General features: G+C 45.6%; 20 protein-coding genes, 1 other RNA gene and 1 riboswitch. Of the genes, 4 read left to right on the top strand and 17 right to left on the bottom strand.

What is annotated here, in order from left to right:
- Window positions 1-113: 113 nt before the first annotated feature.
- A complete protein-coding gene (locus tag DWX28_RS00475) occupies window positions 114-596 on the bottom strand; it encodes a transcriptional repressor (RefSeq protein ID WP_118251351.1) in 483 nt (160 codons plus the stop codon).
- Window positions 597-821: 225 nt separating this feature from the next.
- On the opposite strand from DWX28_RS00475, the gene ssrA reads away from it, so the two are divergent.
- Window positions 822-1,170, top strand: a transfer-messenger RNA (tmRNA) gene (ssrA, locus tag DWX28_RS00470).
- A gap of 130 nt (window positions 1,171-1,300) precedes the next feature.
- Window positions 1,301-1,390, bottom strand: a riboswitch (cyclic di-GMP riboswitch).
- Window positions 1,391-1,436: 46 nt separating this feature from the next.
- Here the strand turns inward: ssrA and DWX28_RS00465 are convergent.
- Complete coding sequence (locus tag DWX28_RS00465; RefSeq protein WP_022215615.1) at window positions 1,437-1,754, bottom strand: hypothetical protein; 318 nt, start codon at window positions 1,752-1,754, stop codon at window positions 1,437-1,439.
- A 310-nt stretch (window positions 1,755-2,064) separates the two neighbouring features.
- Here DWX28_RS00465 and putP point away from each other — a divergent pair, with 310 nt between their 5' ends.
- The gene (gene putP / locus DWX28_RS00460) at window positions 2,065-3,603 is read left to right on the top strand and encodes a sodium/proline symporter PutP (protein WP_118251350.1); all 1,539 of its coding nucleotides are present in this window, start codon (window positions 2,065-2,067) and stop codon (window positions 3,601-3,603) included.
- Window positions 3,604-3,853: 250 nt separating this feature from the next.
- Here the strand turns inward: putP and DWX28_RS00455 are convergent, their stop codons facing one another.
- The 9 genes from DWX28_RS00455 to DWX28_RS00415 form a co-directional block, all read right to left on the bottom strand.
- Window positions 3,854-4,546 (bottom strand): LrgB family protein, encoded by a 693-nt coding sequence (locus DWX28_RS00455; RefSeq protein WP_022215613.1) that lies wholly within the window; start codon window positions 4,544-4,546, stop codon window positions 3,854-3,856.
- Between the two features lies 1 nt (window position 4,547).
- Complete coding sequence (locus DWX28_RS00450) at window positions 4,548-4,904, bottom strand: CidA/LrgA family protein (protein WP_022215612.1); 357 nt, start codon at window positions 4,902-4,904, stop codon at window positions 4,548-4,550.
- 333 nt (window positions 4,905-5,237) lie between these two features.
- On the bottom strand, window positions 5,238-5,819 hold the full coding sequence (locus DWX28_RS00445) for a nitroreductase family protein (RefSeq protein ID WP_118251349.1): 582 nt from the start codon (window positions 5,817-5,819) through the stop codon (window positions 5,238-5,240).
- Between the two features lie 39 nt (window positions 5,820-5,858).
- Entirely contained in the window at window positions 5,859-6,866 is a 1,008-nt protein-coding gene (locus DWX28_RS00440; protein WP_022215610.1) for an aldo/keto reductase, read from the bottom strand.
- Window positions 6,867-6,939: 73 nt separating this feature from the next.
- Complete coding sequence (efp, locus tag DWX28_RS00435) at window positions 6,940-7,497, bottom strand: elongation factor P (RefSeq protein WP_022215609.1); 558 nt, start codon at window positions 7,495-7,497, stop codon at window positions 6,940-6,942.
- A 74-nt stretch (window positions 7,498-7,571) separates the two neighbouring features.
- A complete protein-coding gene (locus tag DWX28_RS00430; RefSeq protein ID WP_022215608.1) occupies window positions 7,572-8,084 on the bottom strand; it encodes a shikimate kinase in 513 nt (170 codons plus the stop codon).
- Window positions 8,081-8,584, bottom strand: a complete 504-nt coding sequence (locus tag DWX28_RS00425) for a YqeG family HAD IIIA-type phosphatase (RefSeq protein ID WP_022215607.1) — start codon at window positions 8,582-8,584, stop codon at window positions 8,081-8,083. The genes DWX28_RS00430 and DWX28_RS00425 overlap by 4 nt, the downstream gene beginning before the upstream one ends.
- 13 nt (window positions 8,585-8,597) lie before the next feature.
- Window positions 8,598-9,959: a citrate/2-methylcitrate synthase gene (locus DWX28_RS00420; protein WP_022215606.1), complete on the bottom strand. Its 1,362-nt coding sequence runs from the start codon at window positions 9,957-9,959 to the stop codon at window positions 8,598-8,600.
- A gap of 174 nt (window positions 9,960-10,133) precedes the next feature.
- Entirely contained in the window at window positions 10,134-11,354 is a 1,221-nt protein-coding gene (locus DWX28_RS00415) for an aminotransferase class I/II-fold pyridoxal phosphate-dependent enzyme (protein ID WP_022215605.1), read from the bottom strand.
- Window positions 11,355-11,600: 246 nt separating this feature from the next.
- Between DWX28_RS00415 and gdhA the strand changes: the two genes are divergently transcribed.
- Window positions 11,601-12,935 carry an NADP-specific glutamate dehydrogenase gene (gene gdhA / locus DWX28_RS00410; protein WP_022215604.1) on the top strand — a complete coding sequence of 445 codons (1,335 nt, stop codon included), beginning with the start codon at window positions 11,601-11,603 and terminating at the stop codon, window positions 12,933-12,935.
- A gap of 65 nt (window positions 12,936-13,000) precedes the next feature.
- Here gdhA and sigG read toward each other — a convergent pair whose 3' ends face one another.
- Together sigG and DWX28_RS00400 are read right to left on the bottom strand one after the other, a co-directional pair.
- Entirely contained in the window at window positions 13,001-13,780 is a 780-nt protein-coding gene (sigG, locus tag DWX28_RS00405) for an RNA polymerase sporulation sigma factor SigG (protein WP_022215603.1), read from the bottom strand.
- Window positions 13,781-13,896: 116 nt separating this feature from the next.
- Complete coding sequence (locus tag DWX28_RS00400) at window positions 13,897-14,148, bottom strand: YlmC/YmxH family sporulation protein (RefSeq protein ID WP_118251486.1); 252 nt, start codon at window positions 14,146-14,148, stop codon at window positions 13,897-13,899.
- Between the two features lie 123 nt (window positions 14,149-14,271).
- Here DWX28_RS00400 and nrdR point away from each other — a divergent pair, with 123 nt between their 5' ends.
- Window positions 14,272-14,724 carry a transcriptional regulator NrdR gene (gene nrdR, locus DWX28_RS00395; protein ID WP_022215602.1) on the top strand — a complete coding sequence of 151 codons (453 nt, stop codon included), beginning with the start codon at window positions 14,272-14,274 and terminating at the stop codon, window positions 14,722-14,724.
- Between the two features lie 377 nt (window positions 14,725-15,101).
- On the opposite strand, the gene pap is transcribed toward nrdR, so the two are convergent.
- The 4 genes from pap to DWX28_RS00375 form a co-directional block, all read right to left on the bottom strand.
- Window positions 15,102-16,574 (bottom strand): polyphosphate:AMP phosphotransferase, encoded by a 1,473-nt coding sequence (gene pap, locus DWX28_RS00390; RefSeq protein WP_118251348.1) that lies wholly within the window; start codon window positions 16,572-16,574, stop codon window positions 15,102-15,104.
- A 22-nt stretch (window positions 16,575-16,596) separates the two neighbouring features.
- Window positions 16,597-17,568 carry a LacI family DNA-binding transcriptional regulator gene (locus DWX28_RS00385; RefSeq protein WP_022215600.1) on the bottom strand — a complete coding sequence of 324 codons (972 nt, stop codon included), beginning with the start codon at window positions 17,566-17,568 and terminating at the stop codon, window positions 16,597-16,599.
- Window positions 17,569-17,697: 129 nt separating this feature from the next.
- Complete coding sequence (locus DWX28_RS00380; RefSeq protein ID WP_118251347.1) at window positions 17,698-19,602, bottom strand: PTS beta-glucoside transporter subunit IIBCA; 1,905 nt, start codon at window positions 19,600-19,602, stop codon at window positions 17,698-17,700.
- A gap of 194 nt (window positions 19,603-19,796) precedes the next feature.
- Window positions 19,797-20,624 (bottom strand): Cof-type HAD-IIB family hydrolase, encoded by an 828-nt coding sequence (locus DWX28_RS00375; RefSeq protein ID WP_022215598.1) that lies wholly within the window; start codon window positions 20,622-20,624, stop codon window positions 19,797-19,799.
- Window positions 20,625-20,649: the final 25 nt, after the last annotated feature.

Here is a 20,649-nt window from a genome sequence, read left to right as displayed (position 1 = left end):
AAGTCCAGCCTAACTTGCACTTCTGAGAAATTTTCTCATTTATGTATAAAAATATAAGGGATTTTTTGATGGATTTTTATATACTTTCCTATGAAAAGGTGCATGGAAAGCGGTTATTCGCCGCTCTCCATTGAAATACTGCGTACCCGTCTGTCGTGCAGATAGCCAAAAGATTCCATGCCTTTCTCGATCACCTGGCGCAGTTTCTCACCGTCCAGGCGGATGCTGGTGTAGTCATCCAGCTTGACACTGCAGATATGTACCGGGGATTCCTCATTGCAGATGCGGTAAGCGCGTTTCCTCTTGAGGGCACCGATCTCTTCCAGGAGATTGATCATGCGGTATATCGTAGCCATTCCGATGTTAGGATCTCTCTTTGATGCCAGAAAATAAATTTCCTTACAGCAGGTGCATTCCTCCTGCAGGATAATATCAAGTATGATTTTTCTCTGTTTTGTAATTCTGCAGCCAGCCTGGCGAAGTCTGTTCATGATCGCACTTCTCTGCATATTACTCCGCTGATACTGCTGATCACGGCAGGAATTCACTTCCGTTTCCATTTCGTCTTCAAAGATTATCTCTCTCAGTGCTTCCATTCTATCACTCCCGTCCGTTCAGTTAGTTCGATTCAACTATCAAAAGTTTACATCACCTAACCTTTTCTGTCAAGATTATTTTTTATCAGAAAGAAATTTAATCGGAAATTTTGTCTTCCCCTTGACAACTGGAACTTTTATTGCATATAATAAGAAACAGTCAAAACAAGAGCATCGTCTGTTTACCAGTATTTCTAAGGAGGCTCAGCCTTCACCAAACGTTTGGGGCTTGTACTGGTTTCGACGGGGGTTTTGAAGTTGAGGCAGCCATCCGCAGACTCCTGGACTGCGTATCAACCGGGAAACTAAATATAAACGCAGACGAACAGTACGCGTTAGCAGCCTAAGCGCTGCTCATCAGCCCTGATGCACTCACACATCAGGAATCTGGTGTCGACTATGTGAGAAACCTTGCCGGGTAAGCTTTGCCCCGGTAGATGTATCATGAAGCTACCAAAGCAGTAAGCCTGTCGGTGGGCGTACTGCCAAGGGAATGTCAAATCAGCGACTGTGATGGGAGATACCGCAAGGGATAGGCTTTCGGACAGGGGTTCGATTCCCCTCAGGTCCATTTTATGGCATCAAAAAGCTGACGCACATCTTTCGAAACCTACGGAGATGTGCGTCAGCTTTTTGTTATCTTTTGTATTACTGAATATGTAATTCTTTTTTCCTGATTCTTAAAAGATCTATATATATCTTGTAGGTGCAACTGGCTGTCATACATTTGTTTCATTTGCTTAGACCCTATAGTTTTGCGTCACCGGATTTCCCCGGCTATGCCTTTTAAATATAAAATAAATATACTCTTTTATTGCATAAACGATATTGTTTCATTAGTTATTCTGCATTTACGCTGAGTGCTTCCGGGCTTCCGAGAGCACCGATGTTTTTGAGCAGGAAGATCGCATCACCCATACCCCTGACATAAGACAGATCTGCATATCTTTCACTCTTTGATTCCAGGCAGGCGATATAATCATCGATCACCCTTCTGAACATGTAAGGAAGATTCATGCCGGCGTATCTTTCTTCCAGCTCTTTCAGATCGTCTACGTCCTGTCTGATGTATTCATCAGATTCGAGTATTTTTTCTCTCCTTTCCGTCATCATTTTTTCGATGCAATTCACAATTGCAACTTCGGTCATTTTTTCCAATTTTCTATCCTCCGTTTGTGCAATACTATAGGTTTCACCCTTATTCTATAAAGAATCCCGCCAAACGTCAACAAAATTCGTCTGACAATTTATTGAAAAATTCGACAAATCTTTTTCATTCCTGTTCAATTTCAGCCTTATTTTATGAGGGTTTGCGGCGATTTTAGGGATTTTTGTTTTTTTCAGAAAACCTGATCTTTTATTGAGAAGAAATTTCTTTACTTTTGACGGATTTTCTAATAATATTGTATGTATATGCATATCAACGATGTATAAATATACATTTCAACTTCAGAAGGGAGAGGAATTTATGACAACAGCACACATCTGTATCATGATTGCGATCATTATCTATCTTGGTGCAATGCTCTTTGTCGGCTATCTCTGTTCCAAGCAGAACAACGATACCTCAGACTTTTATCTGGGCGGTCGTAAGCTTGGTCCTCTGGTAACCGCAATGAGTGCAGAAGCCTCCGATATGAGCAGCTGGCTCCTTATGGGACTTCCTGGTCTTGCATATCTTTCCGGTATCGCAGACGCAGGCTGGACCGCGATCGGACTCGCAATCGGTACATACCTTAACTGGAAAATCGTAGCTAAGAGAATCCGTCTCTACACTCATGTAGCAGGAAACTCTATTACTTTACCGTCCTTTTTCAGCAATCGTTTCAGGGACGACCGCAGGATCCTGCAGTCGATCGGAGCTATTTTTATTGTGATCTTCTTTATTCCATATACAGCTTCCGGTTTCGCTGCCTGCGGAAAACTGTTCTCCAGTCTGTTCGGAGTAAAATATCTGACTGCCATGATCATCAGTGCACTGATCATCGTCGGATATACGACTCTTGGAGGATTCCTTGCGGCATCCACCACAGACTTTATCCAGAGCATCATCATGTCCATCGCACTGATCATTGTATTTGGCTTCGGAGTATCTGTTGCAGGCGGTCCTGACGCAGTTATCAGCCACGCAAAGTCACTGCCTGGATACCTTACCATGATGACCACTTACAACCCGGAAACAGGCACAGAAGCAGCTTATCCGCTCATCAACATCGTTTCTATGCTGGCATGGGGACTTGGATATTTCGGAATGCCTCACATCCTTCTTCGTTTCATGGCGATCGAAGATGAGAAGAAACTTTCCTTATCCAGAAGAGTGGCTACTACCTGGGTTGTGATTTCCCTCGCAGTTGCCGTTATGATCGGTGTCATCGGTCTTGGAATGACAGAAGCCGGCGAACTGGAAATGCTTCATGGAGCTAATTCAGAAACCATTATCGTCAAGATTGCAGACCTCTTGAGCACACACGGTGTACTTCCGGCACTGCTCGGCGGTACGATCCTTGCAGGAATCCTGGCATCTACGATGTCCACCGCAGATTCACAGCTTCTGGCTGCTTCTTCTGCTGTTTCTTCCGACCTTTTCGGTGCAGTCCTGAAGAATAAGAAGAAACAGGAGACCATGCTCACTGACCGTGTTACCCTGCTTTTGATTGCTGTGATCGCAGTTATCATTGCCCGCAACCCGGACAGTTCTGTATTCAACATCGTATCTTTTGCATGGGCAGGTTTCGGTGCTGTATTCGGTCCGGTCGTGCTCTTTGCACTGTTCTGGAAGCGTACCAACTGGCAGGGAGCTCTCGCAGGAATGGTTTCCGGCGGTGTTATGGTATTCGTATGGAAATATCTGGTCCGTCCAAACGTTTCCTTCCTGAACTTCTATGAACTCCTTCCGGCATTCCTGATCTCCAGTGTGATGATCATTGTAGTAAGCCTTGCTACCAAAGCTCCATCCAAAGAGATCACAGACGAGTTCGAACTGGTTCAGAAAAAAATGGCTGAATAAAAATTTCAGCAATCATTTCAAAACAACAAAAAAAGAAACCGCAGAATCCTTTTTAACTGGATTCCACGGTTTCTTTTTTTGATGTCTTGAAACTATTCAGTAGGTAATATCCCGCGAGGTGTTTTGGCATGTTTTTGCCAAAATCCCGAGACATACAAGTCAAAATGCCATCACCGAAGGTGATTTGGAATTCATTTTGACTCGTAACTGTGAGGATACTGAACAGTTACGATGTCTTTTACTTTTTATTTTACCAGAGATAGGAAAAGATCGAAGCTCCAATGACAGTGCACAGACCGCACACAACGATCGCCAGACTGCTCATCGCTCCCTCTACTTCTCCAAGCTCCATTGCTCTTGCTGTACCTACCGCATGAGATGCTGTACCGATCGCAAGTCCTCTGGAGATCGGACTCTTGATGCGGAACAGTTTGCAGATGTATTCTGCAAACATGTTTCCAAGAACACCTGTAATGATGATCACTGCAACAGAAATTGTCACATATCCGCCAAGCTCCTCAGAAATGCCCATACCGATTGCTGTCGTAATAGACTTCGGAAGCATGGTCACATATTCTTTGTGGCTCAGACCGAATACGATCGACATTACAAGTACCGTTCCAAGACTTGCGATAACGCCTGAAATAACTCCGCCAAAGATCGCCCCGATATTCTTTTTCAGCAGATCAAGCTGCAGATACAGAGGGATCGCCAGGCTTACCGTCGCAGGTGTCAGAAGGTAGCTCAGGTATTTTGCACTCATATTGTAGCTTTCATAATCCACATGAAAAACTACCAGAAACGCGATCACGATCGCAATAGAGATCAGAAGCGGATTTAATAACGCCAGCTTCCATTTACGCTGTGCTGCAAGCCCGATCTCATATGCCAGAAGGCTGATCACGATCCCTACCGTTGCCGAACTCATGATTAAATTGTCCATCTTACTTCTTTCCCTCTTTTCTGGATATTAAAAAATCTGTAACCTTTCCTGTAACGATCATGACTACAAACGTCGATACGACTGTGATTACCAGGAGCGGCACCAGAAAAGACTGCAGCTGGCTCCAGGATGTGATCAGACCAACGCCTGCCGGAATGAACATAAGCGGCATGATCTCGATCAGAAATTCACCGGTCTCCTTTACGTGCTCTACTTTGATCACCTTTGTCAAAAGAAGCACAAACATCAGAATCAGTCCATAGATACTGCCCGGTATCGGAAGCGGGATAAAATACTTCATGATCTCCCCCGCACAGGTCACAGCAAGGATGATTCCAAACTGTCTCAGATATTTCACTTTTTTCGCCTCCTAAAAAATTCACTGCTGTCTATTATAGCACATCCTTTTTTGTCATAACAAGTCAAAAAAAGTACAAAAAACTGCCGTTATATCGGCAGTTTTTTATGTAACAGTTTGAAAAATGTCAATTTTTGGTCTGTATAAAAGCTACATCAGTGATCTTTCAAAAAGAATGCTGTTTTGGCATTCCCCACAATCAAACCTCAGGGATTCTTGCTTCCTCCACTACTGCACAAACTTTATATCCAAAGATATAAATGATTCCAATAATATAACCCATCCCGGTACTGTAGCAGCTCTGGAATGGGTTATTCTTTCATCTCTTGTAATTTATTTCTTTATGAGGATATCTGACAGTTTGCGTTTTGGTACGTAGTGTACATCGTTTTCGGCGCGATAGTAGGCGATACTTTCACCTTCCTCAATCTCTTTGATCACGATCTCTTCTGCCGGTTTGCCAAACGCTACGATCAGTACCGGGGCAAGATTTTCTGCCAGACTCAGTTCTTTTTTGACGGAATCTGCATTGTAATTTCCGATCATACAACCGCCGAGCCCTTTCTCAGCTGCTGCGAGAAGCATGGTCTGTGCAACGATTCCAACATCCTTCTGGTATCTCGGGATAGAAGCTCCGAGATTCAGATCCTGACAGATGATGATAAATCCGGTCGGGCATTTTCCCGGATGTGGAAGCTGCATCTCAGGGAGTGCTCTCGCCCAGTTTGTCAGTTTCTGGATACGGTCAACCTCCTCCTTCTCCCACGCCAGATAATACCGAAACGGCTGCGCATTCACACTGGATGGTGCAAAACGTGCACAGTCCACGAAATCCTCCAGTTCTTCTCTTCTGAAACGATAGGATTCGTCATAACCTCTGTAGCTTCTGCTTGCTTTTACAATATCTTTGAACATTTGTGTATCTCCCTTGATTTTCTTCTGTAAAAAACAGATTTATTCTCCCATATCCTGCGCACACTTCTTGAGTTTCTCGCGGATCGGCAGATGGTACGGGCATCTTGGCTCGCATTTGCCGCAGCCGATGCAGGCAGAAGCTTTTACTTTCAGTGTGCTGTAACGGTCTTTTGCCCAGTCTGCGAGGTCGTATCTCTGAAGGTAGCCTGCGAACAGGAACACGCTTGGAATGTTGATTCCAACGGTACATGGCGCGCAGTAGTTGCATCTGCGGCAGAAATCGGTACCGAGCTGTTCGCGGACTTTGTCCATTGCTTTTAATTCTTCGTCGGCGAGTGGTTCTGTGTTGGAACATGCGGCAAGGTTCTGCTCCAGTTCACGGACTTCTGCCATTCCCGGGATCACGACGGTCACATCAGGATTGGAACAGACATAGCGAAGTGCCAGGGTCGCATCCTCGATCGCACCGCCTGCCAATGGTTTCATATCGATAAAGCCGATGTTTTTCTCTGCGCATTTATGGATGAGTTCTGCACCCTGCTGTTCTACGATATTGTATGGGAACATGATCGTTTCCACCCAGTCAAGTCCCAGTGCACGCTCAAAAACAGCTGTAGAATGTGCAGTCAGTCCGATATGTCCGATCTTGCCCGCTGCCTTCGCTTCCATCAGAGCTTCCAATGCACCGCCCTCGCCGATCACCTGATCAAGCTGTTCCATGCTTGGGTTGTGTACCTGATAAAGGTCGATATAGTCTGTGCGGAAATTTCCAAGACTTGTCTCAATATCCGCTGCCATTGCTTCTTTTGTTCTGGACATGGATTTGGTCGCAAGCACAAATTTATCACGGATTCCCTCCAGACCATATCCGATGTACTGCTCACTGACGGTATATCCTCTTGCAGAATCAATATAGTTGACTCCCATCTCCATCATCTCGTGAAGCAGTTTTCTGGTGCCTTCCTCGTCAATCTTCTGGATCGGAATTCCTCCAAATCCCATACGCGAGATCTTAAGTCCTGTTTTTCCAAGTATTCTGTATTCCATAATACACCCTCTTCCTTTTTTATAAAAAAATACCACCGAATCTCTCCGGTGGTATCCTATCATTTCCTATTAATTATACACGAGACAGATATTCACCTGTTCTTGTATCGATTTTCAGTTTGTCGCCCTGGTTTACAAACAGAGGAACCATTACCTGTGCGCCAGTCTCAACAGTTGCCGGTTTGGTAGCACCCTGTGCTGTGTTTCCAGCGAATCCTGGCTCAGTCTCGATAACCTCAAGCTCTACGAACAGAGGCGGCTCGATTGCATATACGTTTCCGTTCCAGGAGCAAACTTTAACAACTTCGTTCTCCTTAACGAATTTGAGAGAATCTCCAACCTGCTCTTTGGTAAGTGCAACCTGGTCATAAGTCTCAACATTCATGAAGTTGTAAAGATCTCCATCGTTGTACAGATAGCTCATGTCTACACGGTCGATACGTGCCTGCGGGAACTTCTCTGTTGGACGGAAAGATTTCTCCAGTACAGCTCCTGTAATGATATTTTTATATTTTGTTCTTACGAATGCAGCGCCCTTTCCAGGTTTTACATGCTGGAACTCAACGATCTGACATACATTTCCTTCAATTTCAATTGTGACACCGTTTCTGAAATCACCTGCTGAAATCATTTTAATTTCCTCCTTCTTATGTTGTCGCTATCAATTATTTTATAATACACATGAAGATTTTTCAACTACTTTTTTTATTGTGCAGCTAATTTCTCTTCAATTTCTTTGATCAGCTCTTCAAATGGCTTCTCTCCGGTAACAACCGTAACGTCTGCAAACTTCTGATAAACCGGATCTCTCTGTTTCAGAAGCTTCTTGATCTTCTCATCGCGGTCATCACCGTCAAGCATCGGATCCTTGCTGGAACCTTCCAGACGTTTCTTGAGAGTTGCCAGTGAACCCTTCAGATAAACGACTGTGCCGAGCTCCTTGAGATATTTCTCATTCTGCTCCTGAAGCGGAAGTCCTGCTCCCAGAGAAATGACTCTGCGTTCATTGTCCTGAATAAACTGTTTGAGTGCAACTGTCTCCAGTGCACGGTAATACGGTTCACCAAACCGCTGAAAGATCTCTCTGGCAGACATGTTCATCTTTCTTGTGATCAGTCTCTCCAGATCGACAAATGATAACCCCAGATCCTTGGACAGCTGTTTTCCTACTCTTGTTTTACCTGAACCCATAAACCCGATGATCACCACATGGTTCATGAAATCCCCTCCTCTTTCTCATAAAAGTATAGTACTATTTTTTCCAGATAGCGCTTGAGCACGATCTGGATTTCTTCTTTCGGATCGATCGGCTTGACCAGAATATTGCGGATGCCGGCTCTCTTGGCTCCGTATACATCGGTAAAAAGCTGATCTCCTATAAAAATGGTATTCTCAGTATTCGTACCCAGAATCTCCATTGCCCTGTTATAATTTCTCACAGAAGGCTTGTGTGCGTTCTCAATATAATTCACCTGGACCGCATCATTAAAAGAAGCCACTCTCTTCTTCTGATTGTTGGATAAAAGGCAGCAGCCAAATCCCAGCTTCTTAAGACGCCGAAACAGTGCGATCGCACGTGTATCTGCCGGTGCCCCATGCGGCACAAGTGTATTATCAATATCAAAGATCAAACCTCTGTATCCTTCCTGATACAGTTTTTCAAAATCGATCACATATGTGGAATCCACATATTCATCCGGAAAAAAACATCGAAACATTTTCTTCTCCTGTCTATCTTTCTTTAAGCGGTACATACTCCGCTGCCGGAAGCACGTTCTTGTATGCAGGACGGATGATCTTGTCTGTATTGATCAGCTCTTCCATACGATGCGCGCTCCATCCTACGATACGGGCAACCGCAAACATTGGTGTGTACAGCTCAAGCGGCAGATCCAGCATGCTGTATACAAAGCCGCTGTAAAAGTCCACGTTCGCGCTGACACCCTTGTAGATGCGTCGTTCCTCTGCGATAACTTCAGGAGCCATCCACTCAACCATGGAGTACAGTCTGTAATCCTTCATGCGTCCCTTTTCTTTCGCGAGGCTTTCTACAAAACCTCGAAGGACTTCTGCTCTCGGATCGGAAACAGAATAGATCGCATGACCCATACCATAGATCAGACCTCTCTTATCAAAGGCTTCTTTATGAAGGAGACGCTTGAGATATGCTCTCACCGCATCCTCATCTTCCCAGTTCTTGACTTCCTTCTTCATATCCTGGAACATCTGGACAACCTTGATGTTGGCACCGCCGTGCTTTGGTCCTTTGAGGGAACCAAGTGATGCCGCGATCGCGGAATAGGTATCTGTTCCGGATGAAGACACAACATGTGTGGTAAATGTAGAGTTGTTACCACCGCCATGCTCCATGTGAAGGATCAGGGCAAGATCCAGGATCTTCGCTTCCAGATCTGTGTATTGCTTATCCGGGCGCAGCATACGGAGGATATTTTCCGCTGTGGAAAGTTCCTTCTTCGGATTGTGGATATAAAGACTCTTGCCTCTCACATAATGATTATACGCCTGATAACCATAAACTGACAACAGTGGAAAAATACTGATCAGATTCAGGCACTGTCTCAGAACATTCGGTAAGGAAATATCATCCGGATTATTGTCATAAGAATACAAAGTAAGGACACTTCTTGACAGAGCATTCATGATATCACGTCCCGGTGCCTTCATGATGACATCCCTGACAAAATTTCGCGGAAGTGACCGCTGATTTGCCAGAAGTTCCTTAAAATCCTCAAGCTGCTTCTCATTCGGCAGAGTACCGAACAGAAGAAGATATGTAGTCTCTTCGAAACCAAAACGGTTATCCTTGACAAAACCGTTCGTGAGATCTTTGATATTGTAACCTCTGTAATAAAGGCTTCCTGCACATGGAACCTCCTTACCGTCTACAACCTTGACCGCCTGTACATTGGACACCTGGGTCAGTCCGGCGAGAACACCCTTACCATTGATATCACGCAGACCACGCTTGACATCATACTTACCATATAAAGAAAGATCCATCGTAGTGTGGTCCTTACATGCCTCTGTAAGCTGTTCGATCTCCGGTGTTACCTTCATATTAAATCCTGCCATTGTAAGTCTCCTTTCAAGTCCTTTGCTTTTTCTCGATCAAACTCCCTCCCCGTTGTTACCGTAGTTTTACGTTACTGTTCGCAGTAATCGTTTACAACACAGTAGATACAGTATACCATCAAAACTCATTTTGGTCTATCCCAAAAATGCACACTGCCTTTGCCAGGCTTTCCTTTATCTGCCCTGACGGTAGGTGCTCAAAAATTCTTTAAGTTTCTGTGAAGCAGTCTCAAGCTGCCTTGTATTCGGCAGATAAACCACACGGAAATGATCCGGTGCACCCCAGTTGAAGCCTTTGCCCGGTACAAGAAGCACCTGCTTCTCATGCAGGAAATCCAGTGCAAACTGCTCGTCATCCGTGATATTAAATTTCTCCACATCCAGTTTCGGGAAAATATAAAATGCCGCATGCGGCTTCACAACGCTGATTCCCGGGATATCCTTTAAGGCATTGTAAATGCACTCTCTCTGCTCATAAACTCTTCCGCCCGGTTTCACATACTCTGCAACGCTCTGGTAACCGCCAAGGGCAGTCTGTACTATCGCCTGCGCCGGCACATTGGAACAGAGACGCATGGAAGAAAGCATCTTGATTCCTTCTATATAACCCTTCGCACGCTCCTTGGCTCCGCTTAAGATCATCCAGCCGATACGGAATCCTGCGATCATATGGGATTTGGAAAGTCCGGAAAATGTCACGCAGAATACATCCGGTGCAAGAGATGCGATCGAAGTATGCTGATATCCGTCCATGACAAGACGGTCATAGATCTCATCAGAAAAAATGATCAGTTCCTTCTCTCTGGCGATCTGCGCGATCTGCTCCAGGATCTCCTTCGGATAGACAGCACCTGTCGGGTTATTCGGGTTGATGATAACGATCGCTTTGGTCCTGTCCGTGATCTTGCTTCTGATATCCTCGATATCTGGATACCAGTCAGACTGCTCGTCACAGATATAATGTACGACCTTGCCTCCTGCCAGTGTCGCAGTCGCCGTCCACAGTGGATAATCCGGTGCCGGGATCAAAATCTCATCTCCATTATCCAGAAGTGCCTGCATACACAGGCTGATAAGTTCACTGACACCATTTCCTGTATAGATATCATTCATGGTCACATTCGGGATCCCGCGAAGCTGTGCATACTGCATGATCGCCTTGCGGGCAGAAAAAATACCCTTGGAATCCGAATAGCCCTGTGAAGTGCGGATATTACTCAGCATGTCCAGGATCACTTCCTGAGGAGCTGAGAAACCAAAAGGATATGGATTTCCGATATTAAGCTTCAGGATCTCCTTACCCTCTTCCTCCATCTTCGCCGCCTCGTCAACCACCGGTCCTCTTACATCATACAGTACATTATCTAGCTTGGCAGATTTGTCAAATGTTCTCATTTTTATCAACTCCTCTCTGAGATTTTACATAGTTTTTACTATAATCTCATATTCAGGTCATTTTATCAAGATAAAAAAATTTCGGATATTATTGTCATATTCATACAAATTTAGTAAGATATAAAAAAAATTAATATTCCCCTTTTCAACTTTACCACTTTCGTGTATAATAGTGTCTGGGCATTTGTAAGCCCCACAAAGACGTTATTATTTTTTATACGCGAACAAACGAGGAGGAAAATCGTCATGTCTTACACAGAAGAAGTTTATGAAAGAGTCGTTGCACAGAATCCTGGTGAACCGGAATTTCATCAGGCAGTAAAAGAAGTTCTGGATTCCCTTAAGGTTGTTATCGACCGTAACGAGGAGAAATACCGCAGCCTTTCCATCCTGGAGCGTCTGGTAGAGCCAGAAAGAATCATCTCTTTCCGTGTTCCGTGGATCGATGACAACGGGAACGTACAGATCAACAAAGGATACCGTGTACAGTTCAACAGTGCAATCGGACCTTACAAGGGAGGTCTTCGTTTCCATCCTACAGTAAACCAGAGCATTCTTAAATTCCTTGGTTTCGAGCAGGTATTCAAGAACTCTCTGACAGGTCTTCCGATCGGTGGTGGTAAAGGTGGTTCCAACTTCGATCCTAAAGGCAAATCCGACAGAGAAGTTATGGCATTCTGCCAGAGCTTTATGACAGAGCTTTCCAAATATATCGGTGCTGACACAGACGTACCGGCTGGTGATATCGGTGTTGGCGGACGTGAGATCGGATTCCTGTTCGGACAGTACAAACGTATCCGTGGCCTCTATGAAGGCGTTCTGACAGGTAAAGGACTTACCTACGGCGGATCCCTCATCCGTACAGAAGCAACAGGATACGGTGTTGTATATATCCTCAACGAGCTGATGCAGGCTCACAACGATTCTCTCGAAGGAAAGACAGTCGTTGTTACAGGTTCCGGAAACGTTGCAATCTATGCAATCCAGAAAGCTACTCAGCTTGGTGCCAAAGTTGTTGCTCTGTGTGACTCTAACGGATATGTATATGATCCAAACGGAATCAATCTCGACGTTGTCAAAGACATCAAAGAAGTAAAACGTGGACGTATCAAAGAATATGCTGACCGTGTAGAAGGTGCTACCTACACAGAAGGTACTGGAATCTGGAACATCAAATGTGATGTTTACCTTCCATGCGCAACTCAGAACGAACTTGATGTTGACGGCGTTAAGACTCTGATAGCAAACGGCTGCAAATATATCGTAGAAGGTGCTAACATGCCTACTACAAGAGAAGCTACAGAATACGCTATGGCAAACGGCGTTCTCTTCCTTCCTGGAAAAGCATCCAACGCCGGTGGTGTTGCTACTTCCGCACTGGAAATGAGCCAGAACTCCCAGAGACTTTCCTGGACAGCAGAAGAAGTTGATGCCAAACTTCATCAGATCATGAAAGACATCTACGCTAAGATCGATGACGCTGCAAAACGTTATGACATGCCAGATAACTTCGTTGCAGGTGCTAACATCGCCGGCTTCGAAAAAGTTGTAGACGCAATGATCGCTCAGGGCCTTGTTTAATTAATTTCCTCCTCTGCGAATCATTGATATTCAAAAAGCTCCGGTTTTCATGCCGGAGCTTTTTGTTATGGACGAAGATAATTTCTCATATTTCGAAGGGCAGTTTTTTCCAGACGGCTGACCTGTGCCTGGGAGATCCCGATCTCTTCTGCCACTTCCATCTGCGTTTTTCCCTCATAAAACCGCATATCAATGATGTGTCTCTCCCTCTCCCCGAGGCGGTTCATCGCCTCTCTGAGCGAAAGATTTTCCAGCCAGTGATCTTCTTTGTTTTTCTTGTCACTGATCTGATCCATCACATACAGGGTGTCTCCCCCTTCAGAATATACCGGTTCAAAGAGACTGACCGGGTTCTGGATCGCATCGAGGGCGTACACGATCATCTCTTTTTCAATCCCAATCTCTTCTGCGATCTCCGCGATCGTCGGTTCCCGCAGGTTCTTTTTCATGTAACTTTCTTTGGCATAGATTGCCTTGTACGCAATGTCACGAAGCGAACGGCTGACACGGATACTGCTGTTGTCCCGCAGATACCTCCGGATCTCCCCTATGATCATTGGCACTGCATAAGTAGAAAACTTGACCATCAAAGTCGTGTCAAAATTATCAATGGCCTTCATAAGTCCGATACAGCCGATCTGAAAAAGATCATCCGCATTTTCACTGCTGTTCTGAAATCGTTTGATCACACTTAAGACAAGCCGCAGATTTCCCTTGATGTAACGCTCTCTCGCTTCCTTATCACCGGCTTTTATCTTTTCAAAAAGTTCCTCCTTCTCCTCCGGAGCCAGAACTGGAAGACTGGCTGTGTTCACTCCGCAGATCTCAACTTTGTTTAGTGCCATCGAAATATCCTCCTTATTTCAGTTGGTACTAAAGATGATTCTCAGGGAGGATATGAAATATTCTTTTTTGCGAAAAATATAAAAAATATAAGTCCTTGACAGTTTTGCAAAAGGTACTATCTGTGAGGACATTTTTCTTCCGGGAGTTCCACCAGGATGATATCTCCTCCGATCTGACGGACGCTGCTCCATGGGATGATAAATTCACTTTCCCGTCCCCAGAAACAGCAGAATCTGCCAGGTCCGGGAACGATCAGTGCTGTGATCTTTCCGCTTCTTTCATCAAATTCCAGATCGATCGGACAGCCAAGACTTCTGCAGGTGCGGATATTTATGATCTCTTTTTGCCTTAATTCGCAAAGACGCATACAGACACCATTTTTTTCAAAAATATATGCATAAAATGCCGGAAATATACACTGTAATTTATTGACATTACCCAAAAAAATACAGTATAATTAGCCCATAAAAGGGAAAAGAGGGATAATACCGTGAGATGCCCATTTTGTAATCAGGATAATACCAAGGTCGTTGATTCCAGACCTGTCGAAGATACCAATGCGATCCGCAGGAGAAGGATGTGTGAATCCTGCGGCAAGAGATTTACCACTTATGAGAAGGTTGAGACTATTCCATTAAGTGTCATCAAGAAGGATCAGACAAGAGAAGCTTATCACCGTTCTAAGATCCAGGACGGTGTTCTTCGTGCGTGCTACAAACGCCCGATCCCGATCGAGAAGATTGAGTCTATGATTGACTCCATCGAGGGGTCTATTTTTGAGAGCGCGGATAAGGAGATTTCCAGTACTCGCATCGGCGAGATCGTTATGGAGCATTTGAAGGATCTCGATGCTGTTGCATATGTGCGGTTTGCGTCGGTGTATCGTGAGTTTAAGGATGTTAGTACTTTTATGGATGAACTAAAAAAGTTTATGGAGCCGTAGGGTACTGCCCTGGGACCCGTCGATTTGTATCGACACTTTTTTGTTAAGGCGGTTACCTTGTAGACTTTTTCAGTGCCCTCCTGAATGTTTGACGGGAATTTTGTCTTGTGGGGGAGCCTTAGAAAATGCAGACGCAGGCACCCTGAGACACAGTGCAAATTTCGAATCCATTTATACGAAAGTTTCCCGACTTGTTGCACCAGGAGAATTTTTCAAAGGGCATCCCACACGACAAAATTTCCGTCAAACACCCAGCCGAGGGGTGGCGAGGGGACGGGCAACGTCCCTTCGCGGTTTGCTCTGCTCCCAAGCATCCAAATCCCCAGGATTAAAGGAAATAATAAAAAACAGGGATAATAAGGGCATCAAAAAAGCCCTTATTTCAGGGCTTTTTCCAACTCTTTGATCACAATCTTGAGCGCCTTAATGCGCGCATACTTCTTATCCACCGACTCAAGAATATGCCACGGCGCATAAGCCGTACTAGTCTTCTTGAGCATCTCATTGACCGCCTCCTCATACTGATCCCATTTCTCACGGTTTCTCCAGTCCTCATCCGTGATCTTCCATTGTTTCTCAGGATTGTTCTGACGGTCATTAAACCGTGCAAGCTGTGTATCCTTGTCAATCTGAACCCAGAATTTGATGATCACAGCTCCCCAGTCGGACAGTTCTTTCTCAAATTCGTTCATTTCATTGTAAGCGCGTTTCCAGTCATTTTCACTGCAGAATCCTTCCAGTCGCTCCACCATGACGCGTCCATACCAGGTACGGTCAAAAATTGCGATATGACCGTCCTTTGGAAGTCTCGTCCAGAAACGCCACAGATAATGGCGGGCTTTTTCGTGTGGTTCCGGGCTGGCGATCGGATGCACCTCGTATCCGCGTGGATCAAGTGCACCTGTGATTCTCTTGATATTTCCACCCTTGCCGGCAGCATCCCATCCTTCGTATGTGATGATCACCGGGATCCGTTTGCGGTAGAGACGGTTATGGAGTTCACTTAATTTACTCTGGAGTTTCTTAAGTTCCTTGTCATATTCCTCATCGTCGATCGTCTTGCCGGCAAGCTCAACATCTGCCAGTTTCGGCATCTTTACCAAAGGGAAGATATTCTGAAGGATCGGAACGGAATGGCTCTGGTTCTGGAGGGCAACCTCAATGCTGCTCACCAGTGTATCCATCACCTGTAATTCTGCCCATTTCTTGTCCCTGGCGTCTATGATATACCATGGAGAGGTTGATGCATTCGTATCCTTGAGATAGCGGTCATAGACTTTCTCGCATTTGCGGTAATGTTCCTGCTGCCATTTGTCGAATTCTGACACTCTCCAGCGTGTATCCTGACTGGAACAGAGTTTATCCATGCGGAATTTCTGCTCTTCTTTGTCGATCTGCATAAAGAACTTGAGCACCAGATAACCATTATCCGTAAGCTGACGCTCAAACCGGCGGATGCTCTCGATCCGCTTCTCATAATCCTCTCCGGTCAGTTCCTTACGGAGCACTTCCTGCGTCGTCTGCTCCATCCATCCGGAATCCAGAAAAGTAAATTTGCCCTGCTCCGGGATCTGGCACATGTAGCGGTAAAGAAATGGTCTGCGCAGTTCCTCCTCAGACGGAGCTGACATCGTCGCCACCTTAAAAAATCTCGGGTCGATATTCTTGATCACCTTGCCGATCATACTGCCCTTGCCGGCGGCACTCCATCCCTCAAAAAGCACCAGCACCGGAAGTTTGTGCTCCTTGATCTTCATCTGAAGATCATAAAGTTTCTTTCTTGCCGCATCGAGCTGCTGTTTCAGTTCCTCTTTCTCGGGAGTTTCTCCCGGTATCCATGTTTTCAGCAAAAAACGCACCCCATTTCTTTTATTATATATTGATCAGAGAATAGCCAAGCTTCACCTCTCTGACCGCTGTTTCACCCTGTCCCATCATTTCGATCAGCATCTCCACTGCCATCTCACCGCTCTTCTCATAAGAAAAATGCACGGTAGGGATCGGCGGTGTGATCACTCTCGCGATCTCAGAATCTCCATGTCCCGCAACCAGAATATCCTCCGGGACTTTCTTTCCATGCTCTCTCAGATAACGGACGGCTCCGGCAGCCATGGTATCTGTCGCACAGATGACTGCATCAAGCTCCGGATACTTCGCAAGCAGTTCTCCCGCCTTCTCATAACCGGAATCAGAAGTAAATGCAGAAATCACCGTCTGCTGTGCCGCCTTCTCTATGCCGGCTTTTTTTACAGCATCTTCATAACCGCCAAAACGTTCTGCGCCAACTGCCTTGTCCTGCATGATCGCGCCGATATATCCCGGATTTTTCCTTCCCATATCGAGAACGGCTTCTGTGAGATCTCTGGTAGCGTGATAATCATCATGATACACACAGCAATGGCCGGAATACTGCTGTCCTACCAGGATCACCGGTACAGACAGGTTCTTAAGGATCTTCTTATGCTCGGCGGTCACTACTGTCGCAGCGAGGATCACGCCGTCCACCTGCTTGTCGTTAAAAGCAGAAAGATATTCCAGTTCTTTCTTCGGATCGTTCTGTGTCACCGCGAGGAGCATCTGATAACCGCTCTCATTCAGTACAGAGAGAACTCCTTCTACGATCTTGCCTATGGATGCGGATGCGATCTTTGGTACGATCACACCGATCATTTTTGTTTTTTTGGTACGGAGTGTCTGTGCCTGGATGGAAGGGCGATAGCCTGTCTGCTCTACAACTTTGCGGATCGCCTCTTTCTTCTCTTCTGAAATATATCCGTTGTTAAAGTAACGAGAAACTGCCGCACTGGACACACCTGCTAATTTTGCTATTTCACTTATATTCATGCTTTTTCCCCTTTGCTGTAGTATAACACAATTTTGCTTTTGTTACCACGTTTCATAAAAAAAAGGCACTGTCAAATACGGATCTAATCCAGGAATCTGACAGTGCCTTCTCTTACTTATTATTTAATTTTATACGGTAAAGACTTCTTCCAGTCTCTGGGTCTTTCCTGTTTTTACTACTTTAAATTCCGGATAATCATCACTGTTTGTCAGAAGCACTGCCGCTACCGGGCTGTATCCGGCTGCTTTGATCTTTGCGATGTCAAAAGTCATCAGCTTCTGGCCTGCTTTGACTTTCTGTCCTTCTTCTACCAGAAGCTCAAATCCGTCACCTTTCATGTTTACGGTATCAACACCTACATGGATCAGGACTTCCATATCTGCCGGTCCTGTGATACCGATTGCATGTTTTGTATCTGTTACAGAAGAGATCTCGCCGTCAAACGGAGCCACGACAACGCCTTCTTCCGGGTCGATTCCGACACCGTCACCGAGAACGCCTGCTGCAAACGTATCATCCGGGATCTCATTTCTCGGAACAATGGTTCCCTGGATCGGTGCATACAGTTTCTTTGCTGTACCGTCTACCGTTACTTCTTCTGCTGTCTCTTCTGTTGCTGTCGGAGCGTCATCTGTTTTTGCTGCTGTCACTTTGGCATCTTCCGGGTCTTCTTTCCAGGTGAACCAGGTCAGTGCGAATGCTACTGCGAAGGAAACTGCCAGCATGATCGCATACTGTGCGGAATAATCCAGTGTGGTAAGGAATCCCGGGATTCCTGTAACTCCGTAAGAAGTTGCTCCAATGTGGAAAATGGATCCAAGCAGGGCTCCAACGGCACCACCTGCCATACCACATACAAGAGGTTTCATGAAACGAAGGTTTACACCGAAGATCGCCGGTTCTGTAATTCCAAGTGCTGCGGATAATGCAGACGGGATGGAGATTGATTTTGTCTTGTAGTTTCTTGCTTTGAGGCCGACTGCGAGGCAGGCAGCTCCCTGTGCAAAGTTTGCTGCGGATGCGATCGGCATCCAGATATTCAGCCCGTCAGAAGCAAGCATACCTGCTTCAATTACATTGTACATGTGGTGGATACCGCAGACTACTGTGAGCGGATAGATCGCACCCATGATCATTGCTCCGATTCCGTGTCCTACTGTGATGATCCAGGACGCAAATTCAAGTACATAAGTTTCTGCTGTGGAGAATACCGGTCCGATCAGTCCGATGGTAAGGAAACCTGTGATCAGTACGGTACAAAGTGGCGTTACAAAAAGGTCAATCATCTCCGGAACATGTTTATGCAGCCAGTTCTCCAGCTTGCACATGATCCATACTGCGATGATAACAGGAATTACATGACCCTGATATCCAACCTGTCTGATGGAAAATCCAAACAGATGCCATACCGGGATGTCAGCTGCATCCATAGATGCTACAGACCATGCGTTGATAAGGTTCGGGTGGATCATGATCATACCGATGACTGCACCTAGGAAAATATTTCCGCCGAATACTCTTGCCGCAGATACTGCGATCAGGATCGGCAGGAAGGTAAATGCTGTGTTTGAAAACAGGTCGAGGATCCCGTACCAGTCGCTTCCTGCAAATGCAGGCATTGCCTTACCAAGTGCCTCTACCAGTCCCATCATAAGACCAGATGCTACGATCGCCGGAAGGATCGGCACGAAAACATCTCCCAGTGCCTTGATCATTCGTTTAAATACCGGCTGTTTCGCTGCCGCTGCTGCCTTCACCTCTTCTTTGGTCGCTGCTGTCATTCCGCTGACCTTGAGGAATTCATCGTATACCTTATTTACTGTGCCGGTTCCGATGATGAGCTGAAGCTGTCCGTTGTTACTGAAAACACCTTTCACACCATCGATGTTCTCAAGTTTCTTCATATCGATCTTGCTGTTGTCTACCGTTACCAGACGCAGTCTCGTTGCACAATGTGCCGCACTTACAAGATTGGATCTGCCGCCAACGGTATCAAAGATTTCTTTTGCACACTTTGCATAATCCATTGCCATTTTCTCTCCCTCTTTCCTTTGTTTTTACTTTGCGCTCTTGTGTGAAATCGTTTACATTTCGTATCTTTAATATAACCCTTTTTGTTTCATTTGTAAACCGGCATTTCAGCCAAACATCAAAGGTCATTTTTGTGTATATTTCTGTAATCGTTTTCACCTCCTGTTTGCAGTCTTTGAAGGACCGCATAAAAGCACTACATTAAATGATATTTTTCAAATGCTTTTTTTATTCCATCTTCTGTCACGGACGGGCAGATCACGTCGGCGATCTTCTTCATCTCCGCACTGCCGTTTTCCATGCAGACACTTAATCCTGCGACTTCCAGCATTTCCTTGTCATTCATACTGTCGCCGAAGCCGACCGAATCTTCCAGGGGAATCCCCAGATGTTCACATACTTTCAGCACGCCGGTTCCTTTGTCAAATCTGCGGCTTATGATCTCGCCGTTTACAAACCCGCCTCTCGGCTCCTGGATACAGAAGGAAAAATCATCCTTCAGTTCTTCCCGGCAGATCTCAAGACTTTCCATGGACGGACTCATAACGACCATCTTGTATACCGCCTGACCCTTGTAGGCTTCCATTGGTAAGATATTCAGATCCTTCTCGATCTGTTCCTGCCAGCGGAGCATTTCACTGTTTTCCCCTTCGTTTGCATGTTCCCTGAGGAAGTTCTTGAAGTCGTCATCTGTAAAAGCTCCCTCCACGCACTCGATCGTCCGGAAGATCCCGTTTTCTTTCAGAAGCCGGCTCATGCGGTCACGCTCCTCGTCTGTCATCGGGCTGTCGTAGATTACCTCGTCCCTGCACGCCACATAACCACCGGAGCTTGCCACAACTCCGTCAAATCCGTATTTCAGAAGTGGAGACAGCATTGCATAATTGCGTCCTGTGCAGAGAAAAACATAATTTCCTGCTTCCTGTGCCCTCCTGATCGCTTCCAGGGCAGAAGCCGGAGGCACATTGGTTCCCGGCTCTGTCAGTGTTCCATCAATATCCAGAAAAATAGCTTTTGGTTTCATAGATCTTTCATTTCTCCCTTTTATA

Source organism: Blautia sp. AF19-10LB (assembly GCF_003461245.1).
GTDB lineage: Bacteria > Bacillota > Clostridia > Lachnospirales > Lachnospiraceae > Blautia_A > Blautia_A intestinihominis.
This window is presented reverse-complemented; position numbering and strand designations above follow the sequence as displayed.